The organism is Mycobacterium sp. D16Q16, assembly GCF_002013745.1.
Lineage (GTDB): Bacteria > Actinomycetota > Actinomycetes > Mycobacteriales > Mycobacteriaceae > Mycobacterium.
Genome location: NZ_MAEY01000014.1, coordinates 149,291 through 165,410, shown reverse-complemented (window position 1 = coordinate 165,410; position 16,120 = coordinate 149,291). Strand labels below are relative to the sequence as shown.

17 protein-coding genes and 1 pseudogene are annotated in these 16,120 nt (G+C 62.7%); 4 read left to right on the top strand and 14 right to left on the bottom strand.

All coding sequences use genetic code 11. The annotated features are described in order from the left end of the window. Position 1 precedes the first annotated feature (1 nt). From B4394_RS15810 to B4394_RS15785, 6 genes are all read right to left on the bottom strand, one after another. Positions 2-1,366 carry an aldehyde dehydrogenase family protein gene (locus tag B4394_RS15810; protein ID WP_078310815.1) on the bottom strand — a complete coding sequence of 455 codons (1,365 nt, stop codon included), beginning with the start codon at positions 1,364-1,366 and terminating at the stop codon, positions 2-4. A 2-nt stretch (positions 1,367-1,368) separates the two neighbouring features. Then, on the bottom strand, positions 1,369-2,460 hold the full coding sequence (locus B4394_RS15805) for a phenylacetate--CoA ligase family protein (RefSeq protein ID WP_078310816.1): 1,092 nt from the start codon (positions 2,458-2,460) through the stop codon (positions 1,369-1,371). A gap of 121 nt (positions 2,461-2,581) precedes the next feature. Next, positions 2,582-3,601, bottom strand: coding sequence for a 2-dehydropantoate 2-reductase (locus B4394_RS15800; RefSeq protein ID WP_078315637.1), 1,020 nt, complete (start codon positions 3,599-3,601; stop codon positions 2,582-2,584). 52 nt (positions 3,602-3,653) lie between these two features. Then, the gene (locus B4394_RS15795) at positions 3,654-4,046 is read right to left on the bottom strand and encodes a RidA family protein (protein ID WP_078315636.1); all 393 of its coding nucleotides are present in this window, start codon (positions 4,044-4,046) and stop codon (positions 3,654-3,656) included. Positions 4,047-4,079: 33 nt separating this feature from the next. Next, positions 4,080-5,123 carry a dipeptidase gene (locus tag B4394_RS15790; protein WP_078315635.1) on the bottom strand — a complete coding sequence of 348 codons (1,044 nt, stop codon included), beginning with the start codon at positions 5,121-5,123 and terminating at the stop codon, positions 4,080-4,082. Between the two features lie 34 nt (positions 5,124-5,157). Beyond that, on the bottom strand, positions 5,158-5,973 hold the full coding sequence (locus tag B4394_RS15785) for a class II aldolase/adducin family protein (protein WP_078315634.1): 816 nt from the start codon (positions 5,971-5,973) through the stop codon (positions 5,158-5,160). 254 nt (positions 5,974-6,227) lie between these two features. Between B4394_RS15785 and B4394_RS15780 the strand changes: the two genes are divergently transcribed. Then, entirely contained in the window at positions 6,228-6,857 is a 630-nt protein-coding gene (locus tag B4394_RS15780; RefSeq protein WP_078310821.1) for a TetR/AcrR family transcriptional regulator, read from the top strand. Positions 6,858-6,934: 77 nt separating this feature from the next. On the opposite strand, the gene B4394_RS25445 is transcribed toward B4394_RS15780, so the two are convergent. From B4394_RS25445 to B4394_RS15770, 3 genes are all read right to left on the bottom strand, one after another. Further along, the gene (locus B4394_RS25445; RefSeq protein ID WP_170914998.1) at positions 6,935-7,099 is read right to left on the bottom strand and encodes a hypothetical protein; all 165 of its coding nucleotides are present in this window, start codon (positions 7,097-7,099) and stop codon (positions 6,935-6,937) included. Positions 7,100-7,147: 48 nt separating this feature from the next. After that, positions 7,148-7,858: a hypothetical protein gene (locus tag B4394_RS15775; RefSeq protein ID WP_078315633.1), complete on the bottom strand. Its 711-nt coding sequence runs from the start codon at positions 7,856-7,858 to the stop codon at positions 7,148-7,150. Between the two features lie 178 nt (positions 7,859-8,036). Continuing rightward, on the bottom strand, positions 8,037-8,891 hold the full coding sequence (locus tag B4394_RS15770; RefSeq protein ID WP_078310823.1) for an oxygenase MpaB family protein: 855 nt from the start codon (positions 8,889-8,891) through the stop codon (positions 8,037-8,039). Positions 8,892-9,341: 450 nt separating this feature from the next. Here B4394_RS15770 and B4394_RS25440 point away from each other — a divergent pair, with 450 nt between their 5' ends. Then, positions 9,342-10,019, top strand: a complete 678-nt coding sequence (locus B4394_RS25440) for a TetR/AcrR family transcriptional regulator (RefSeq protein WP_170914999.1) — start codon at positions 9,342-9,344, stop codon at positions 10,017-10,019. 318 nt (positions 10,020-10,337) lie between these two features. Here B4394_RS25440 and B4394_RS15760 read toward each other — a convergent pair. Continuing rightward, positions 10,338-10,739: pseudogene (locus B4394_RS15760) on the bottom strand (MspA family porin); the annotation flags it as partial. 264 nt (positions 10,740-11,003) lie between these two features. Between B4394_RS15760 and B4394_RS15755 the strand changes: the two are divergent. After that, the gene (locus B4394_RS15755; protein ID WP_078310825.1) at positions 11,004-11,348 is read left to right on the top strand and encodes a histone-like nucleoid-structuring protein Lsr2; all 345 of its coding nucleotides are present in this window, start codon (positions 11,004-11,006) and stop codon (positions 11,346-11,348) included. 302 nt (positions 11,349-11,650) lie between these two features. Here B4394_RS15755 and B4394_RS15750 read toward each other — a convergent pair whose 3' ends face one another. The 3 genes from B4394_RS15750 to B4394_RS15740 all read right to left on the bottom strand — a co-directional run bounded on the left by B4394_RS15750 (position 11,651) and on the right by B4394_RS15740 (position 13,924). Further along, positions 11,651-12,277, bottom strand: a complete 627-nt coding sequence (locus tag B4394_RS15750; protein WP_078315631.1) for an NADPH-dependent F420 reductase — start codon at positions 12,275-12,277, stop codon at positions 11,651-11,653. A 239-nt stretch (positions 12,278-12,516) separates the two neighbouring features. Then, a complete protein-coding gene (locus B4394_RS15745) occupies positions 12,517-12,942 on the bottom strand; it encodes a nuclear transport factor 2-like protein (RefSeq protein ID WP_078315630.1) in 426 nt (141 codons plus the stop codon). Between the two features lie 46 nt (positions 12,943-12,988). Then, positions 12,989-13,924, bottom strand: coding sequence for an SDR family oxidoreductase (locus B4394_RS15740; protein ID WP_078310828.1), 936 nt, complete (start codon positions 13,922-13,924; stop codon positions 12,989-12,991). Between the two features lie 249 nt (positions 13,925-14,173). Between B4394_RS15740 and B4394_RS15735 the strand changes: the two genes are divergently transcribed. Next, positions 14,174-14,656 carry a MarR family winged helix-turn-helix transcriptional regulator gene (locus tag B4394_RS15735; protein WP_078310829.1) on the top strand — a complete coding sequence of 161 codons (483 nt, stop codon included), beginning with the start codon at positions 14,174-14,176 and terminating at the stop codon, positions 14,654-14,656. Positions 14,657-15,284: 628 nt separating this feature from the next. Here the strand turns inward: B4394_RS15735 and B4394_RS15730 are convergent. Next, positions 15,285-15,902 (bottom strand): TetR/AcrR family transcriptional regulator, encoded by a 618-nt coding sequence (locus tag B4394_RS15730; protein WP_078310830.1) that lies wholly within the window; start codon positions 15,900-15,902, stop codon positions 15,285-15,287. Positions 15,903-16,120 lie beyond the last annotated feature (218 nt).

Below are 16,120 nucleotides of genomic sequence, written 5' to 3'. Positions count from 1 at the left end.
CTCAGCCTCTGATGACGCCCTTGGTGCGCATCAGAAAGTCAGCGAGAAAACCGTCATGCGGGATATCGGGTGCCGAATATGAGGTGAGGTGTGCGCCGCTGTACACGTTCGCCACCGTCGGCTCGTTGAGGAGATCATCGATCAGCCCCTCGTCATCGGTGATCGTGTTGATGACCAGCGAATCCCGCAGCGGGGCAAGCCCGTCGGCACGCGACCAGGGTGCTATCCACACGCACGGGAAGGCAAACTCGGTATTGAGCGTGTCGATGTCGGGTAGTTCGAGCAGATGCACGGCCGGTCTCAGCGCGGCCGAGCCGTCGCCGAGGTCCGCCACCACCTGCGCGGCGCCCAGCAGCGGTGTGGCGCCCCGAGATTTCGCCGCCAGATGCTCGGCAAGGCGCCCGGCGGCGGCTAGAGGCTGGACCGGCAGAGCGGCACGTTCGTCGGCGATCGGCAGCGGCGCGATCGTCGCGAGCCTGCCAGCGATCGCCTCTGCCAACAGTCGCGGATCGCCCTCGTAGAGAACGGCCGTCGCGTTGGTGCAGGCCATGCCGCCCTGCCCGCTGATCGACTCGACGATGACGTCGAGGTAATCACGCCAGTCCTGTTCTGCGGTGATCAGGATCTTGGTGCGGCCCGGTCCGTTCACCATCACCGTCGGGTCATGGGCGTACGCGTCGACCACGTCTTGTCCGCCGTAGACGACGGCGAGGTCGGCCGCGGTGATGATCTCGGCGGCACCCGCATGGTCGGTCGGCAGGTACAGCGCATCTTCGGGCCGAAATCCCGCCTGGCGCATTGCATTGACGAGTCGGTGTCCGGTAAAGGGTTCTCGCCGCGACGGGCGGATCGCCACCCGATATCCCAGGGCCAAGGCCTGCGCCCACCCACCGTGAACACCGGGGCTGTTCCCCGATGCGTGCACGGCAAGCACCTCCCCGCGGCGCGCCCACACCGCGCTCCCCCGTCTGGTGCGTTCGTCGCGCCAGTCCAGAGCCGCACCCTCCGGCCGGGCCGGTGCCACCGCGTCGACCGCCCGATCCACCGCTTCGGCGACACCACGGGCACTGAATCGCGCAAGCGCGATCGGCAGCCCCGATACCCGACTGACCATGTCGACATACTGCTCAAATCCCATGCCGCCGATCTCCGCGGTGCCAAAGATGTTGGCAGCCTTGGCCAGAGCGGCCTCACGCAGATCGGCGGGAAGCGGCCTGACATTGCGCTGCGCACGAATGCTGCGGATCACATACAGCGGGGGCACGATGCTCAACTCGGCGACCGGCGCCCCGGTCACATCGGTGATCGCCTCGTGGGTGCGGGTGCGGTACTCGCCGCCGGGGCCGAGTGCATCAAGTGCAATCACGATCAGTAGACGCCCTCGATCACCGGCTCGCCCCCGAAGGTGGCCACGGGAACTACCTCGCTGACGGAATCGCCCACCTGGCCCTCGGGTCCGCGCATGCGGATCGCGCTGTCGCGTTCGAGGTTGTTCGGAATGAACATGCCCTTGCTGATGTGGTTCATCACCACCTGACCGCGCTCTCCGTAGGGCACGCACTCGCCTGTTGCGGGATCGATCACCCAGAAGACGACGTAGGGCGTCCGGGGGTCGAAGACGAAGGCATCGCCGTCGACTCGAGTCTTGGCCTGGGACAGGATCATTGTGCTGCCGAACGCCATCGTGATCGCGGCCGCCGGGAAGATTTCACGAAGTAGATCGAGGGTGTCCAGATCAACGTGGGCACCGCTGATCAGTATGTAGCGGATCTTCTGGTTCACCAGGTCCACCATGGCCTCATCGCGGGCGATAGCGCCTAGCAGCGGCGGGCTGGTGTGCAGATTGGCCACGTGCTGGGTCTGCAGAACGAACCGTGCCTGCTCCAGAACATGCTGGACATAACCCGACACCTCGGCGGTGGCATTGCGTGCAGCGAGCTTCTTGACCCACCGCGGATCCAGGTCCACCGGATAGAACACCGATCCGAGCCGCTCACTGACTGCGCGGGAGAAGTGGCCGACGCCGTGCGGACCGCTGGGCATGAGGAACAGCAGGCCCTGACCTGGCACGAATCCGCCGGCGGTGAAGTCCTCGATCTGCCAGCGGGTGACCTGTTCAACCCAGTCGGGCAGCTGCGCCGTGCGTTTGGGCGCGCCGGTGGTGCCGCCCGATTCGAAGATCCTGGGCACCGGCGCCGGGGTTCCATAGCCGCGCGGAATCAGGTCCTCGACGGGCGCGTTGCGCAGCTCGTTGACCAGGTTCGGGAACAGCCGAAGGTCGTCGAAAACATTCACGTCGGTCAACGGATGAAAGTCCAGGGCCTGGGCGGTACGCAACCAGAACGCCGACCCGGTGTCCTCCCCGAAATGCCAGTTGATCGCGGCACGCAGGTAGGCCTCGGGATCTGTCACCGCCCCGGTTCGCGGAACGTCCAACAGTGAGAAATCGACCTCGACCATCCCGCAATCCAAGCCCTACAGACTGAGAGATAGAACTGCTCGACTCGCTAGTTCATATGTGTTGCAGTGGAATTAATCGAGCGGTCACGACGCGTTCGCGTGGAGGTCACTCGATCGGCCGTCACGTGGCGTGGCTTCCTGCGCTGCGAAGCTCGACCTCTCGGCGCAGCTCCGAACCCGACCACTTCTTGTCACCGGATGAGCTGGCCTCGCGGACGAGGCTGACGAGCGCGGCGTTGACGGGCGCCTTCGTGCCGAGTTTCTGGGCAAGCTTGACGACTTCGCCATTGATGTAGTCGATTTCGGTCGGCCTGCCACGGGTGATGTCGTCGAGCATGGATGAACGCGCCTGAGGGTCGATCTCGACCATCTGTCGCGCCAGCAGGGCGAACACCGAGTTGGGCATCCGGAGCACCCAGGGCATGAGTGCGAGGGGCGCCGCGAGAGGGCCGACCACCGGCTGGTTGTTACGGCGCAGAAGGCTGAGGGCCTCCCGCTGGGCCGCGGCCAGCACCAGGCGGTACTCCCGCTCTCCCAGTTCGGCTTTCAACGGTAGGCCCGAGAGCGCGTTCACCGCATTGTTGAGGTTCACCACGAGCTTTCCCCACTGCACCGCTGGCATGTCGTCACGCACGGCAGCGGGTAATCCGCTGTCCGTGAGTGCGTCCGCCAGGGACTCTGCTCCGACGGAGATCGAGAGTTTTCCCTGTGTGCCCTGATGAAAGTGCACCGGCCCGACCTGTGCGACGTTGAAGCCGACCATTCCGGTGATCACACGGTGCTGCTTGACGTATCGCGATATCTGAGCCGGATTGCTGATCCCATTCTGCAGACTGACCACCACTGCTCCGGGGCGGAGCCTGTCGGCCAGCGATTCCGCCATCTTCGGGGTCGCGGCCGACTTCACGGTCACGAGCACGACGTCGGCGGCGCGCACCGCATCGATGTCCTCGGAGAACACGCAATCGTGTCCAGGGATCGTCGCCGACCATCCCTGATAATCCGACAGAGCGAGGCCGTGCTCCGCGATCGACTGACCAAGGGTCCCCCGACCGACGTACACGAGGTCATGGCCCGCGGTCTGCAGTCTGCCGCCCACATAGCAGCCGACGCTTCCGGCGCCGGCCACGGCGATTTTCATTGAACTCCAACCTGAATGCTCTGCGCGGCAGAGAGGCGCGGTCTGCGCATGACTATTCCCCTGTCCCGGAAAGTTTCGCGAGCGCGTCTATCTCCACCAACAACCCGGGCGGCAGCCCGCCGAAAAGAGTCGTGCGCGCCGGGTAGGGCTTGCTGATGGTGTCCTCGAACGCCTTATTGAGTTCGGCGAATCCTTCTGGGGCATGAAGGAATACCCGGAGCATCAGCACATCGCCGAGGTCAGCGCCCCCAGCGTGCAGGATCGCCTCGACGTTGCGCAGCGCCTGGATCGTCTGCTCATAGACGGTATCGCCCGCCAAAGAATGGGTCCGGGCGTTGATCCCCGCTTGGCCCGACACCTGCAGAGTGTCACCAATGCGCACGGCCTGCGAGTAGGCACCGACGGGATGCGGTGCCACAGCGGTTTCTATCTGGACCTTTGCCATCCGAACTCCTTTACTACCCATTGAATTGGCTGGTTACGTGATACGTGCGCTCCCCGGTGGAGCCGGGAGGGTCTGCTTCAGAACGCGCAGGGCGTTGCCTCCGAGAATCCCGGTGGCCTCGGAAGCATCGAAGCCGGTGCGCAACAGTGCGTCGATCAACGATGGGAATCCGGTAGGACCGTCGAACCCCGGGACATACCTGGGTATGCCGTTCATATCCGTTCCGATGCATAGGTGGTCGGGACCGACCAGCCCCGCAAGATGCGAGGCGTGTCGGGCGAACTCATCCAGGTCGCGCATGCCCACGCCGCGAAACCCCATCGGCCACAATCCGATCAGCCCGCCGGTGGCGGCTATCGCGCGCGCCTCCGCGTCGCTGATGTAGCGCGCAAACTCATGGACCGCTGCCGCGCCGGTGTGCGAGCTGACCACCGGAGCCGACGTCTGATCGCATACGGCCACGGTGGTCGATGCGTCGGCATGCGCAAGATCGATCAGCATGCCCAGCCGGTTCGCCTCTGTGACAACCTCTTTACCGAGGGCGGTCAGACCCGAGGAGTAGCGCCCGGCACGCACAGCCCTGCTGCCCCGGCCCCCGGACAGCGAAGTGCTGATCGTTCCGAGGCCATTGTCGGCGTAATGGACCAAACCCAGCACCCGCACTCCCCCGCGATGAAGGTCGATCAGCCGATCCGGTTGCGTACCCACAACATCGGCGCCTTCGATGCCGAGCATGACGGCTGCGGCGTCGCCGCCTTCGATCTGCTCAACCGTGTCGACCACGGCAATACCCGCAGCCGAGGCCTCCGCACGCGCTAGAGCCAGCTGGCTCTGGACACCGTGCCACGGAGAACGGAACCGCCATGCGGTGCCCAGCAACGCATCTCCGACTGCGGTGACGACCGCGAGATTTACCTTGCCGGTCGACAATCTCGACAACGGCTCGGACGGCATACCTATTGTCTTGGCGCCCAAGGCGCGCAGCCATCGCGGCACGATACTGAGCCCGTGGGTGTGCATATCGACCGTCAGCGCGGTGTCACTCAGCCTCTTGGACTGCTCGGCAGTGGTACTCATCCGCGGCGACCCTCGAATACGGGTAGCGCCGACCTCAACGAAGAGCCTCCGGGGCCGCCCTGATCACGTCGTCCCACAGCGGCTGGAACTGGAACCATCCGGCAGCCGGGGTGCCGATCTGGCTATAGACCGAGACGGCCGTGTCATGGTCGATCGTCCGGGGTTCCCCGGCGGCCATGGCGAGGAGCTGAGCTTGGCAGGAACGCTCCATCGTGATGAACCACCAGGCGGCCTCCGCCACCGAGTGGCCCACGGTGAGCAGCCCGTGATTCTGCAGGATCACCGCCTTGGCCGGCCCAAGCGCAGCACCGATCGCCTTGCCCTCTTCCAGGTCCGTAACCACACCGCGATAGTCGGTGTACACAGCGTGGTCCTGGTAGAAGGCACACGCATCCTGCGTGATGGGTAACAACGGCTGCCCGAGCGAGGAGAACGCCTTGCCATGTATCGAGTGTGCGTGCGCGGCGGCGATCACATCGGGCCTGGCCTTGTGGACCTCGGAGTGAATGCAGAAGGCCGCCCTGTTCACGGGGCGACTGCCGGTAATCACATTGCCGTCGTGATCGACCTGGATCAGATCGGACACTGTGATGTGCCGGAAATTCATGCCGAAGGGATTCACCCAAAACGTCTCGGGGAACTCCGGATCGCGAACGGTGATATGCCCGGCCACCCCTTCGGAAAAGCCAAACGCCCCGAAGATCCGGAACGCTGCCGCCAACTCGCGCAGCCGGTGGTCACGCTCCTCCTCGACCGTCGCCGCGGGTGTCGGGCTCATCGGGTCTACATCGGCAGAACCGACCAGGTACGCGGACAGCTCTTCGCCCACCACGACGTCTCCGGAGGTCATGTACTCACCTTTCAATACAGTTCTGTATCTATTGACCACAAGCTACCCCTGCCACCGAAAACCCGTCAAGGGAAACCGCACACGAGGGTGTCACAGTGAATAGCGCCTGTTTCCACATCAATCAGATGGCTGACCATCGTCAACCTTCCCATCGACGTCTCGGTGATTCGCTCGCCATTCCGCGCGGACAACCTTTAAGATGCATAGTTGTATTGAAAATGGACCTACAGTCCGCACCACCGGAAAGGCGTCCCATGGCGACTGGCTCGACTCGCCGGCGCGAACAGACCCGTGCGCGCCTGATGGAGGCGGCGCTCGACGTGTTCGCCGACCGCGGATTCCATGGCGCCAGCATCGAGAACATCTGTGAGACAGCAGGATTCACGCGCGGCGCGTTCTACTCGAATTTCGCGGGCAAGGATGAGCTCTTCTTCACCCTGTTCGACGCCAGCGGTGAGCAACTGATCGCTCAGCTGCGGGCGGCGCTGGACGAATGCCGCACGAGCCCCGATCCCCTCAGCACATTCATCCGCGCTATCGACGACAAAGGCCCCGCACAACGCCGCTGGTACCTGATCAGCATGGAGTTCACGCTCTACGCGATCCGGGATCCAGGCGCCGCGGTGGCGCTGGCCGAGCATGACGCTCGGCTACGGCGCGAGGCGGCCGGCATCATCAACGAACTGATGTCGATTGCCGACCGCGAGCTGATCATCGACACCGAGTTGATCGCACGGCTCGCAACCGCCCTGCGCGAAGGAGTGGCCGCGCAGTTCTATGTTGAACCCGAGCTGCCCGAGACACGCATGCTGGAACGACTGGCCTTCCCCGCCATGCTGCGCGCATTTTCGCGCCCGATACGCGCGACAGCGGACGGCGCATAGCGACGACCGCCGCACCTGCGACACCCCCGATACAAGAAAACCCACTGTTACCGTGGGCCGGCCGCAGTAGATGGAGGTCAGTCGGCATCACCCGGCGAGAAGACCTCTTCGAGCGCCCCTATCTGCCGCACCGACTCCGCACTCGAGGATGCGCCCAACGGGATGTTCCTCAACGACGGGAGCCCAGAGGCGGCTGCCGGATGCTGTGTCGCTGCGGCACTCTTGATGGTCAGCGGGGCCATGATTCGATTTCGGCAAGCATCGTGCTGTTGTGCGGCAGACTGCCGCTCTTATCGGCTACCGGGCGTCGTTGTATGCAGTTCGGCCCGTGCTACGCGGATTAGTTCAATGCTGATCACCGTTCCCCAGAGGCCGAGTGCTGCTGCCGGGACGTACACACCGAAGAATCCGTTGTAGGCGAATGGCCCGGTTTTGACGTGATTGACCAGGAATGAGGTACCGAACAGTGCTCCGCAAAGGAGGCTGAAGTATCCGATCCAACGTGGATGTAGTTGCCGGTGTTGAGGAGCGGTGAGAATGGGTATGCCAAAGGAGAATATCCAGACAGTGAACAGCGGCCAGATGTAAAGCAGGAGGTACCAGGCTGCGTCGTTCAGCATCTGCGGAATTTCAGGGCTGGTCCAGGTTCTGAACGCGGCAATCGCAAAGCAGGCCGGAACAAGGAAGGTCGCCAGTAGCGTTGCCCCGAAGGTTGTTGCGCTCATGTACGTGAAGATGGGGAGCCTGCCCTCCAGGAGCCTGGTCCTGGCCACGAGCATTGCGCCCCACGGAGCGAAGAATCCTATGCCGATCACCATGATGAGGGCACCGAGTCGGATGCGATCACTGTTCCGCGCGAAGAAGGTGGCAATCTCGATTGCTGAAGCGTTGGCGTTGGGCACCGGGAACAGAAGCCGCGCAACAACAATGAGGCCGACTGCGTAGAGTGCTCCGCAGATATTCAACGCGGCTCCGCACCACAGCTGTATGCGATATTGCATGTGCGGTTCCGACGCTTTCCTGGATGGTGCAATGTTTCCCAAGGTTCTACCTCTTTCAATGAGGGTGCTACCGCTAATGAACGCGCTGAATTAGCAGTGGACCTACCGAATGAAAGTCCTTTGTGGAGAGCCTATCTCGGCCCTGCGTTTGCCTGACGGCGGTAGATGGGCTTGGTGATCAGACAAGTTGTTTACCTTGGGCGATCCTGCGGCGAAGGTCCCATAGGTAGTAGTTGAACGGGAACATCCGAATCATCGCGGGTGACCGTCCGAGTATCGTGCCGGCGGTGCGCATAACCTTCTCAAATCGGCGTTGTTGAGAATCGGTCCATGACATTCGCATCTGCTCGCGCAGCTGCGGCGGCAGGAACCCGGCGACGAAGAAGCGGTGGCTGCCCGCGAATACCCAGCGCAACGGCAGGGGCAGCATCTTTAGGTCGATCAATGCGTTGAAGTAGGCGCGCACTGTGTCATCGATTGAGGCGAGAGCGAGATTCTCGTCCCAATACCTCGCGAAGGCGGCACGATCTGCCGGCCACATGGCCGGCGGAAGCTGCAGTGTTGTACCCAGTCGCGCGCAGTGTCGATAAAGAGCGTCGGCGTCCGCATCGCGAATCGGCCCAGATAGCAGTGCGGTGGTGTCGGCGACGCCCTTGTAGAGACACGCCGCGACCCACAGCTGCAGATTTTTGTCGAATGCGTTGTACTTCACCGGGCTGTGGGGCCCGGACCTCACCTGTCGGTGTGAGACGTTGACCGCGTCGCGGTATGCGCGCCGTTCCTCGTCGGTGCCCAGTATGGCAACCGCTATGTAACTCAGCGTCGTCCGCAACCGTTTGATCGGGTGCAACATGACGCTCCCGCTGTGCACGGGGCTTTCGATCACCCCGTAACCGATAGGCGCCTGGCTTAACTGCATGATCACATTGGCCGTTCCATTGACGAAGGCGGCGATCCCCGTGGTGTAGTCCTCAGGATTGAAGTCAGCCGCCGGATTGAACCCGGGCTGAATTTCCTGTTGTGCAACGGTCATATTTCATCTCTCCTTGAGCGCTGTGCCGAATATGGTCGGTGTTTCGATTCGTTTGTGGCTGTTGCGATGTCGCAGGCCACGAGCGGTCCCGGCGGATTACAATGCGAAATTCGTGGCAGTCAACGCATAGTCCGCATGGTGGCCATCACCTCGAAATCGATGCGTCCGTCGGTCCAGGACGTGTCAACGACATGGTGGCGGCGGGCATGTCGAACTGCGATGAGAGTCGGCCTGGCTGACGCTTCCGCGTGGGCGGCTTGTTCAAATAGCAACGCGGACATCACTGTTCGGCAGAGCAGATGTGACAGCTTAATGGCGTTTGCTTCGGTGGCGGCTGGTTCCAACTTCGGCAGAACCCTCCTCGATGAGGTCGGTCATTCGAGCCTCCTTCATCTGATCACGACTGTAGACAGATATACTATCTGCGCACAAGTGTGTCAAGATATTCGGGTGACAACCGAAGCCCGGGTGTACGGCGGCAAAACCGGTGACCAACGTCGCGCCGAACGACGCACCCGGCTACTCGACGCCGGCCTTGAGTTGCTCGGCAACCACGGGCTGGCGGCCACCACCGTCCGTAAGGTCTGCGAATCCGCCGACCTACCCTCGCGATACTTCTACGAGAACTTCTCCGATATCGACGCATTCACGGTGGCCGTTTACGACCGCATCATGGATGAACTGATCGATCTCGGCCGTGACACGCTGGCGCACACACCGCCCGACATCGCCACGCAAGTCCGCGCCAACCTCAAATGCGCCATCGACCTCGCCGCCGACGATCCCCGGAAAGGCCGCGTCGCGCTGAGCCTCGCCCTCGCCAGCCCACCGTTGGCTCAGCGCCGAAGCCACGTTGCCGAACGCATCGCCACCATGATCGCAGACCTCGGCAGCGACTACCTTCACCCCAGCACCAACCGACAGCAGCTACTGACCGCCACCCGATTCGTCGTTGGCGGGTTCGCCGAAATCCTCACTAACTGGATCACCAACCCCACCAGTGCCACCCGCGACGAACTGCTCAACGACTGCACCGGGCTATTCCTGGCAATCCTGTCAACCGTCCTGCCGCCATCACCACACGAGCCGACAGAAACCAGCAAATTCGGCGGCGTTCTCGTCCGATGAGTTGGCGGTGCTACTGGATCTGTCGATACCGGCCGCGGTGGCCGCCAACCGCGTAGGCTGCGTTGAGCGCGATGTCCGTCGGCTACGCGATAAAACCTGAAAAGCATTACGGCTCAACTCATAAGCAACCACTGACGCTAATGACTGGCCGCTGGGTGCACAAGGATCTTCAATCGCATCCATTTCAACCCTAAGTGCCTGCTGTCCGGCTCGGTCGAACCCGCTTCCGGGCTTTCAGATTCACTGGGAGACTTTCAAATTTCTTGCGGCCCAGTGTGATACGCACGTCCGAAAGCAATCAGATCTGTTGCGCCCAAACTACTTCATGTCCCAGGTTTCGCCGTAGGTCGTCACGCTGTCACCGGCAGCGCTGATCAGCCGAGCATAAGGGCGCAGCAACACACCGCCCGCCGCGCCGGTGACCGTGCCGTGCGCATTACTCACCGCCACAGCACCTTTCGCTCCGGTGACCGCGACGGAGAAGGTGGCAACTTCTTCGATGCCGGGGCCGTTGCCCAGATCGACGTTGATTCCCGCGCTAGGCAGCAGGTTGGTGGTCTGAACGTAGGAGGCCTCCGGACCTCCATTGGGGAAAACACTCGGAATGCCATAGAGGATCGAGGTGTTCGGGGTCGTGTAGTTGAAGTTCAAGCCCACACCAAGTGACCACGGGTACCCAACCTGATAGCCAAGTTCCAGAGTGCCCTCGAATGCTTCAGAATCCGGGTTGAATGTATAAAGCTCTCGACGTCAGGCGGCTCAGAGCGCAACCTACCAACCCGCCGACCCTCGCGGGGCCGAATCCACGTGTCCCAGGACGCCAAACAGAAAGATCCGCCGCCCTAACCACCCCAGACCGACGTGGCGCCAATCACGGTGCATAACCACATATCCGTACCCGCCTGCGCGGATATGCCGTTGCTATTCCGTCGCATCTGGCATGCTGTTACTGGTAAGTAACTCTCCTTCAGAAGGACGTCCGGAATGGCCAAAAAGGTCACTGTAACGCTCGTTGATGATGTCGATGGCGAGGTAGCTGCCGACGAATCCGTTGAATTCGGTATCGACGGAATCACTTACGAAATAGATCTTTCGTCAAAGAATGCCGAGAAGCTCCGCAACCAGCTGTCTATTTGGGTTGAGCATGCTCGTCGTGTCAACGGTCGTCGCCGCGGCCGTCCCAGCCTGGGTTCAGGCCGGAAGCGACCAAGCATCGACCGCGCGCAGAGTGCAGCCATCCGCAAGTGGGCCAGCAAGAATGGACATTCGGTGTCATTGCGTGGCCGCATTCCCTCTGAGGTTATTGACGCATTCAACGCAGCGAACTGAGGCCGAATCTGGCCGGGAGCCGAACGGCTTATCTCTAATGATGCGGGAGATACTCAGTCCGCATGCATCGATCGCCACAAGTGCACGAAGCCCGTTGAGTTGCTCGTGAGTAACACATGCATCCGGTTTCCGCTGTGCCTGCCATGACTCTCGCGGTGGTCGTGTACGTGTTAGCACTAGCCCCGAACTCATATTTCTGCTAACCCACGCATTCGAGCAGCGCAATCGAGTGATCCATCAGCAATCGCGGGTGCGCAGCGGCACCTCGTTCTTTGACCGCTCGGACTGGCGTGCAAGGCGGCTCAGCCCGAGAATTCGGTGGCGCCGAGGGCTACGTCAAAGTTGTCCAGTCCATAACGGGCGAGGCCCATAAGAACCAGCCCCGTTCCCTCCAGCCAGTGCGCCATAGTTAAGCCGCCGACGTCCAACGGGCGCAGCCCGAGACTGGCGATGAACTCCGACACGCGCGCCTTGGCCTGCGCATCGTCGCCTGCCATGAACACATCCAACGTCCGACCCTTCTCCAGGACGTGACCGAAGACGGTGTTGAAGGCCTTCACCACACGGGCGCCGGCCGGAGCCGCCTTGGCTATTTCCTGGGCGATCGAGGTGTCAGCGGGGATAGCGAGCCCGTCGGCCTTGGCATTGAAGGGGTTGCTGATGTCAACGATGACCTTGTCTGCCAACGCGTTTCCATATTGGGTGACGACCGGCACGACATCGGCATACCTCAGGGCCACGATCACAATGTCCCCGGCCGGGGCGGCGCCGAACTCTCCCGTCGTGGTGCCGCAGCCGAGAGTCGCGGCTAGGTCAGCCGCCTTGGACCGGTCCCGGCCGATGACCTCGACGGTGCTGCCTCCCGCTACCGCCAGCGCGCCGATGGCGTGGGCCATGTTGCCGGTGCCGATGATGCTGATGCTGCTCATGAGGTGCCTGTCTTTCCTACTGGACAAAAGGTTGACTACTCCACCATATGCGAATTGGTGGCCATGTCAACCAATCCGGGAAGGTCGCGGTGGACGGAAGCGAACCGGGCGAGCCCTCCGGACACAAAGTCCCGGTGAGCCTGCTCGCACCCCCGGCATCGCCTTTGGCGCGCACGTACGTCCAGGACCCGTCCTGGGCCGACTACCGGAATCCTGGCCGGGCGCTCCGGGGTGAGGCATCACTCCTCGTACGTGCGTAATTCCCAGGGCAGCATGCCGATTGCGGCGGCGAGATTGCGTTGCAGCGCAACGCCGGCCGGCAGAGTTCGGTAGAAGATGCTCACCTCGGCGATCTTGCCGTCTGCGTCGAGCAGGACGAAGAAGATGCCGTTGACCGTGGCGTCTCCGACCTGCAGCCGGAAGTGCGCGGCGTGGTGGGTCTCACCGCTGAGGACCTCCATGTAGGTGTCGTCGGACGACCGTTTGTTGACGGTCTTGATGGCCTCCACGACGGCCTCGCGTCCGCTGACTGGCTCATCGCCAAACGGGCCATACAGCACCACGTTCTCGGCGAGCAGAAGGGTGAGGGTGTTCTCGTCTACACCGCCGTGGATGCAGTCGACGAAGGATTCCAAGGTGGCACGGTGCAAGGCGAACGTGGTCATGGTTACTCCTCCTAGGGTGGGGAATTCGGTTGGCGCGCCGAGGCCGTCAGCTGGCGGCGAAGTAGTGACCGTTGTCCAGATCAGCCATCAGTGCGGGCTGAGTAGGTGCCCAGCCCAAGGTCTGACGCGTGATCAGACTGGAGGCCGGAAGGTCCAGCGTGACCAGATTCGTGAACATGCCGAAGTATCCCGGCAGCATTAGGACATCCACAGGAACGCTCACGGCGGGCAGGCCCAGACGGCTGCCGATGGCCTCGGCGATCTCGCGGAACGGGATGCCCCCATCCTGAACCGCGTGCCAATATCTACCGGCCGGACCCTTCTCCAACGCCAAGCGGAACAACGAAGCTGCATCGCGGATGTGTACGGCGTTCCACGCATTCATGCCGTCTCCGGGGTAGCCGGCGACACCCTTCTCCTTCGCGAGCGCGATGAGCCCCGGGAGAAAGCCGACACTATCGGTCGTGCTGTGCGCGATGAGCGGAAGCCGCACGATCGAAGACCGCACTCCCCGCTCGGCAAGGCCGACTACGGCGCGTTCCACGACGTTACGAACACGCAGCGTGCCCTTGTCCCCCGCCCTGGCGGGAAGGGCCGGGTCTTCCTCGGCGGCCGGTCGGCCCAGGTTTCCAGGCGAGCCGATGCTGCCCGCTGCGACCAGCGGCTTTCCGGTCCCTTCCAGGGCCTCGCCGTAGGCAAGCATGATCGGTAGCTCCGCGGCAGCCACGGCGTCTATCCCGCCGTATGGAAGCAGGTCTTGCCTGTGCGCAACGTGGATGACGCCCTCGGCGTCCGCGGCCGCCTCCTTGAGCCCGTCAAGGTCCTCGAGGTCGCCGCGACGCACCGTCGCGCCGAGCGCGGACAGGGCCGCCGCGGATGCCTCCGACCGGGCCAGGCCGGTGACCTCGTGCCCGGCGGCAATCAGCTCGGGGATGATGTGCGAGCCGGCGTGGCCGGTTCCGCCAGTGACTAAAACGCGCATGTGACTGCCCTTCTGAGATTGATGGAGTGGGTGTTCTTCTTGTGCCGTAGGAAGACTGGCCTGATGTGACGCGAGAGTGGCGGTGCGCGACTGCGTTGTCGGCGGCGAATGCCCGACCGGCCGGGGTGCTGGTCGTGATGCCGATGCTGCTCGTGACGCATCTCGTCCAGACTCCCCGGCAATCAGGTTGACACCTCAACCATAATGAAATTGGTAGACTTGTCAACAAAATGACGAGGGTGGAGACTGATGGAACCGAACTGGCTGAATGCTCGTGAAGCCCGCGCCTGGCGCGCTTTCGTCGACGCGCATCACGGACTCGAGGTCCACCTATCCCGACGCTTGCAGGAATCAGGCCTGTCCGGTGCCGACTACCAGGTCCTGGCGTTACTCTCGGCTCTCGACGAAGGTCGCATGCCCGCTCGCGACTTGGGAAACGCACTAGGCTGGGAGAAAAGCCGTGTCTCCCACCAGGTTCGGCGCATGCATACCGACGGTCTGATCACCCGTGAACCCAATCCCGACGACGCTCGCAGCACCATGGTCTGCTTGTTATCGGCCGGCCGCGCCGCCGTCGAGAAGGCGGCGCCTGGGCACGTGGAGGACGTCCGCCGGAACTTCATCGAGCTGATGACCCCCGCTGAACTCGACATGCTTGCCGCCCTCCACGAGCGAATACTGCACCACCTCGCCAAGGACCACGACTCTTCCACCGAAGACGAGCGCTCATAGCCGAGCCCTCCACCAATGACACCCAAGGTCGCTGACATCCGACGCTCAGAGTGCGTTCGTCGAACTTGACGCTTCTCGTGATATGTGCTGTCCTGCAGTGACATTGCTGCCATGCCCCTTGTCGCCGGATTCGGCACGGCCCCGCCCCGGCCGACTAGTCCCGAGTCTCAGCCAACGTTGACCCCAAGACAGAAGTTCAAGTCCAGTGGCAACCTCACCGGATCGGCTGGCGACCAGTGAGAGCGCATTCGCACCTAGTACCCGCGATAAAGGTACCGAGCAGGTAGGGCCACAACGCCACGAACAAGACCAAACCAATGGCGATCACCCAGACAGCAACGCCGCCGCCTCCCCCACCACGTGACCGTCCGCGGCGCCACCCCTACCCCGACACCCCGAGTCGAAATACCACCCCGGAAGCCGGAAGCACCCCCGCCAATCCCCAGCTTCACCGGAGCAGGGTATCCCCGAAACCAACGCCTCGGACCTGAAATCGGAAGTCCGCGTGTGCTTCCGAACGGGTACGTCGAACAAGCTGGCACACGTTATCTACAGTTCGCGAGTAGGTGTATTCGACGGTCACGACGGCAGCAGATCTCGATGCAGTCAAAGCCGACTCGGAAGTCTGTTAAGTCGTCGTCAAGACGTGAGATGGCATCGCGGGTAAGGGCATTGCCGCGATGTCGCGGGCTTCATCCGGGGTAATCCCTAAGGCGCGTAACACAAGTTCGGCCGCCGCTGACCCGGCTTCGCGCCACGTCTGGTGGCCTTCCAGCACCATCCACATTGAGCTGATCGTGGCCCCCTGGACCAGTGATGCCACGCTGTCAACGGTGAGATCGCCCAGTGAATAGCGGCCTGAAGCGATGCCGGAATCGATGTCACGCTGCGGCTGGCCGGTCATCCACGTGCGTAAGGTTTGCTGGCTGAGGCCGAACTTGACGGCGAACCGGCCCATCAGGGGGTTCTCGTGCGCGTACCGCACCCACATGCGTACCCCGATGGCCAGTCGTGTCGCCGAATCGTCGATCCCGGCGAACGTCGCCGCCACTCGCTGATGCAGATCCGTACTGATGGCGCCGACTACACGGTCAAACAGGCCGTCGATCGAGCCCAGGTTCCGGTACAGGGTGCCGCGTGCCAGGTTAGCCTCTTGCGCGAGCTCGCTGATGGTGATCTGCGTGGTGCCCTTCTCGACGAAGAGCCGCATGGCAGCCGTGTAGATGCGGTCGTCGGTCGTCGTCATTGAGCCGCTCCTCACCGCCGTGCGGGTTTACACCGCCGTTCAATGACGAACTCTACCAGCGCAGATTGCACAGATCCCTGACCGGGTGAACAGATGTGTTCCACGGGCTGAATACGCTTCGTTATTTCTGCTGGCCAGTGCCATAGATGAGGACTGGTTGGCGCGACGCCTGGCGGCGTCAACTGCGCTAGACGTAAGGACAGTCTTGACCTGAATTG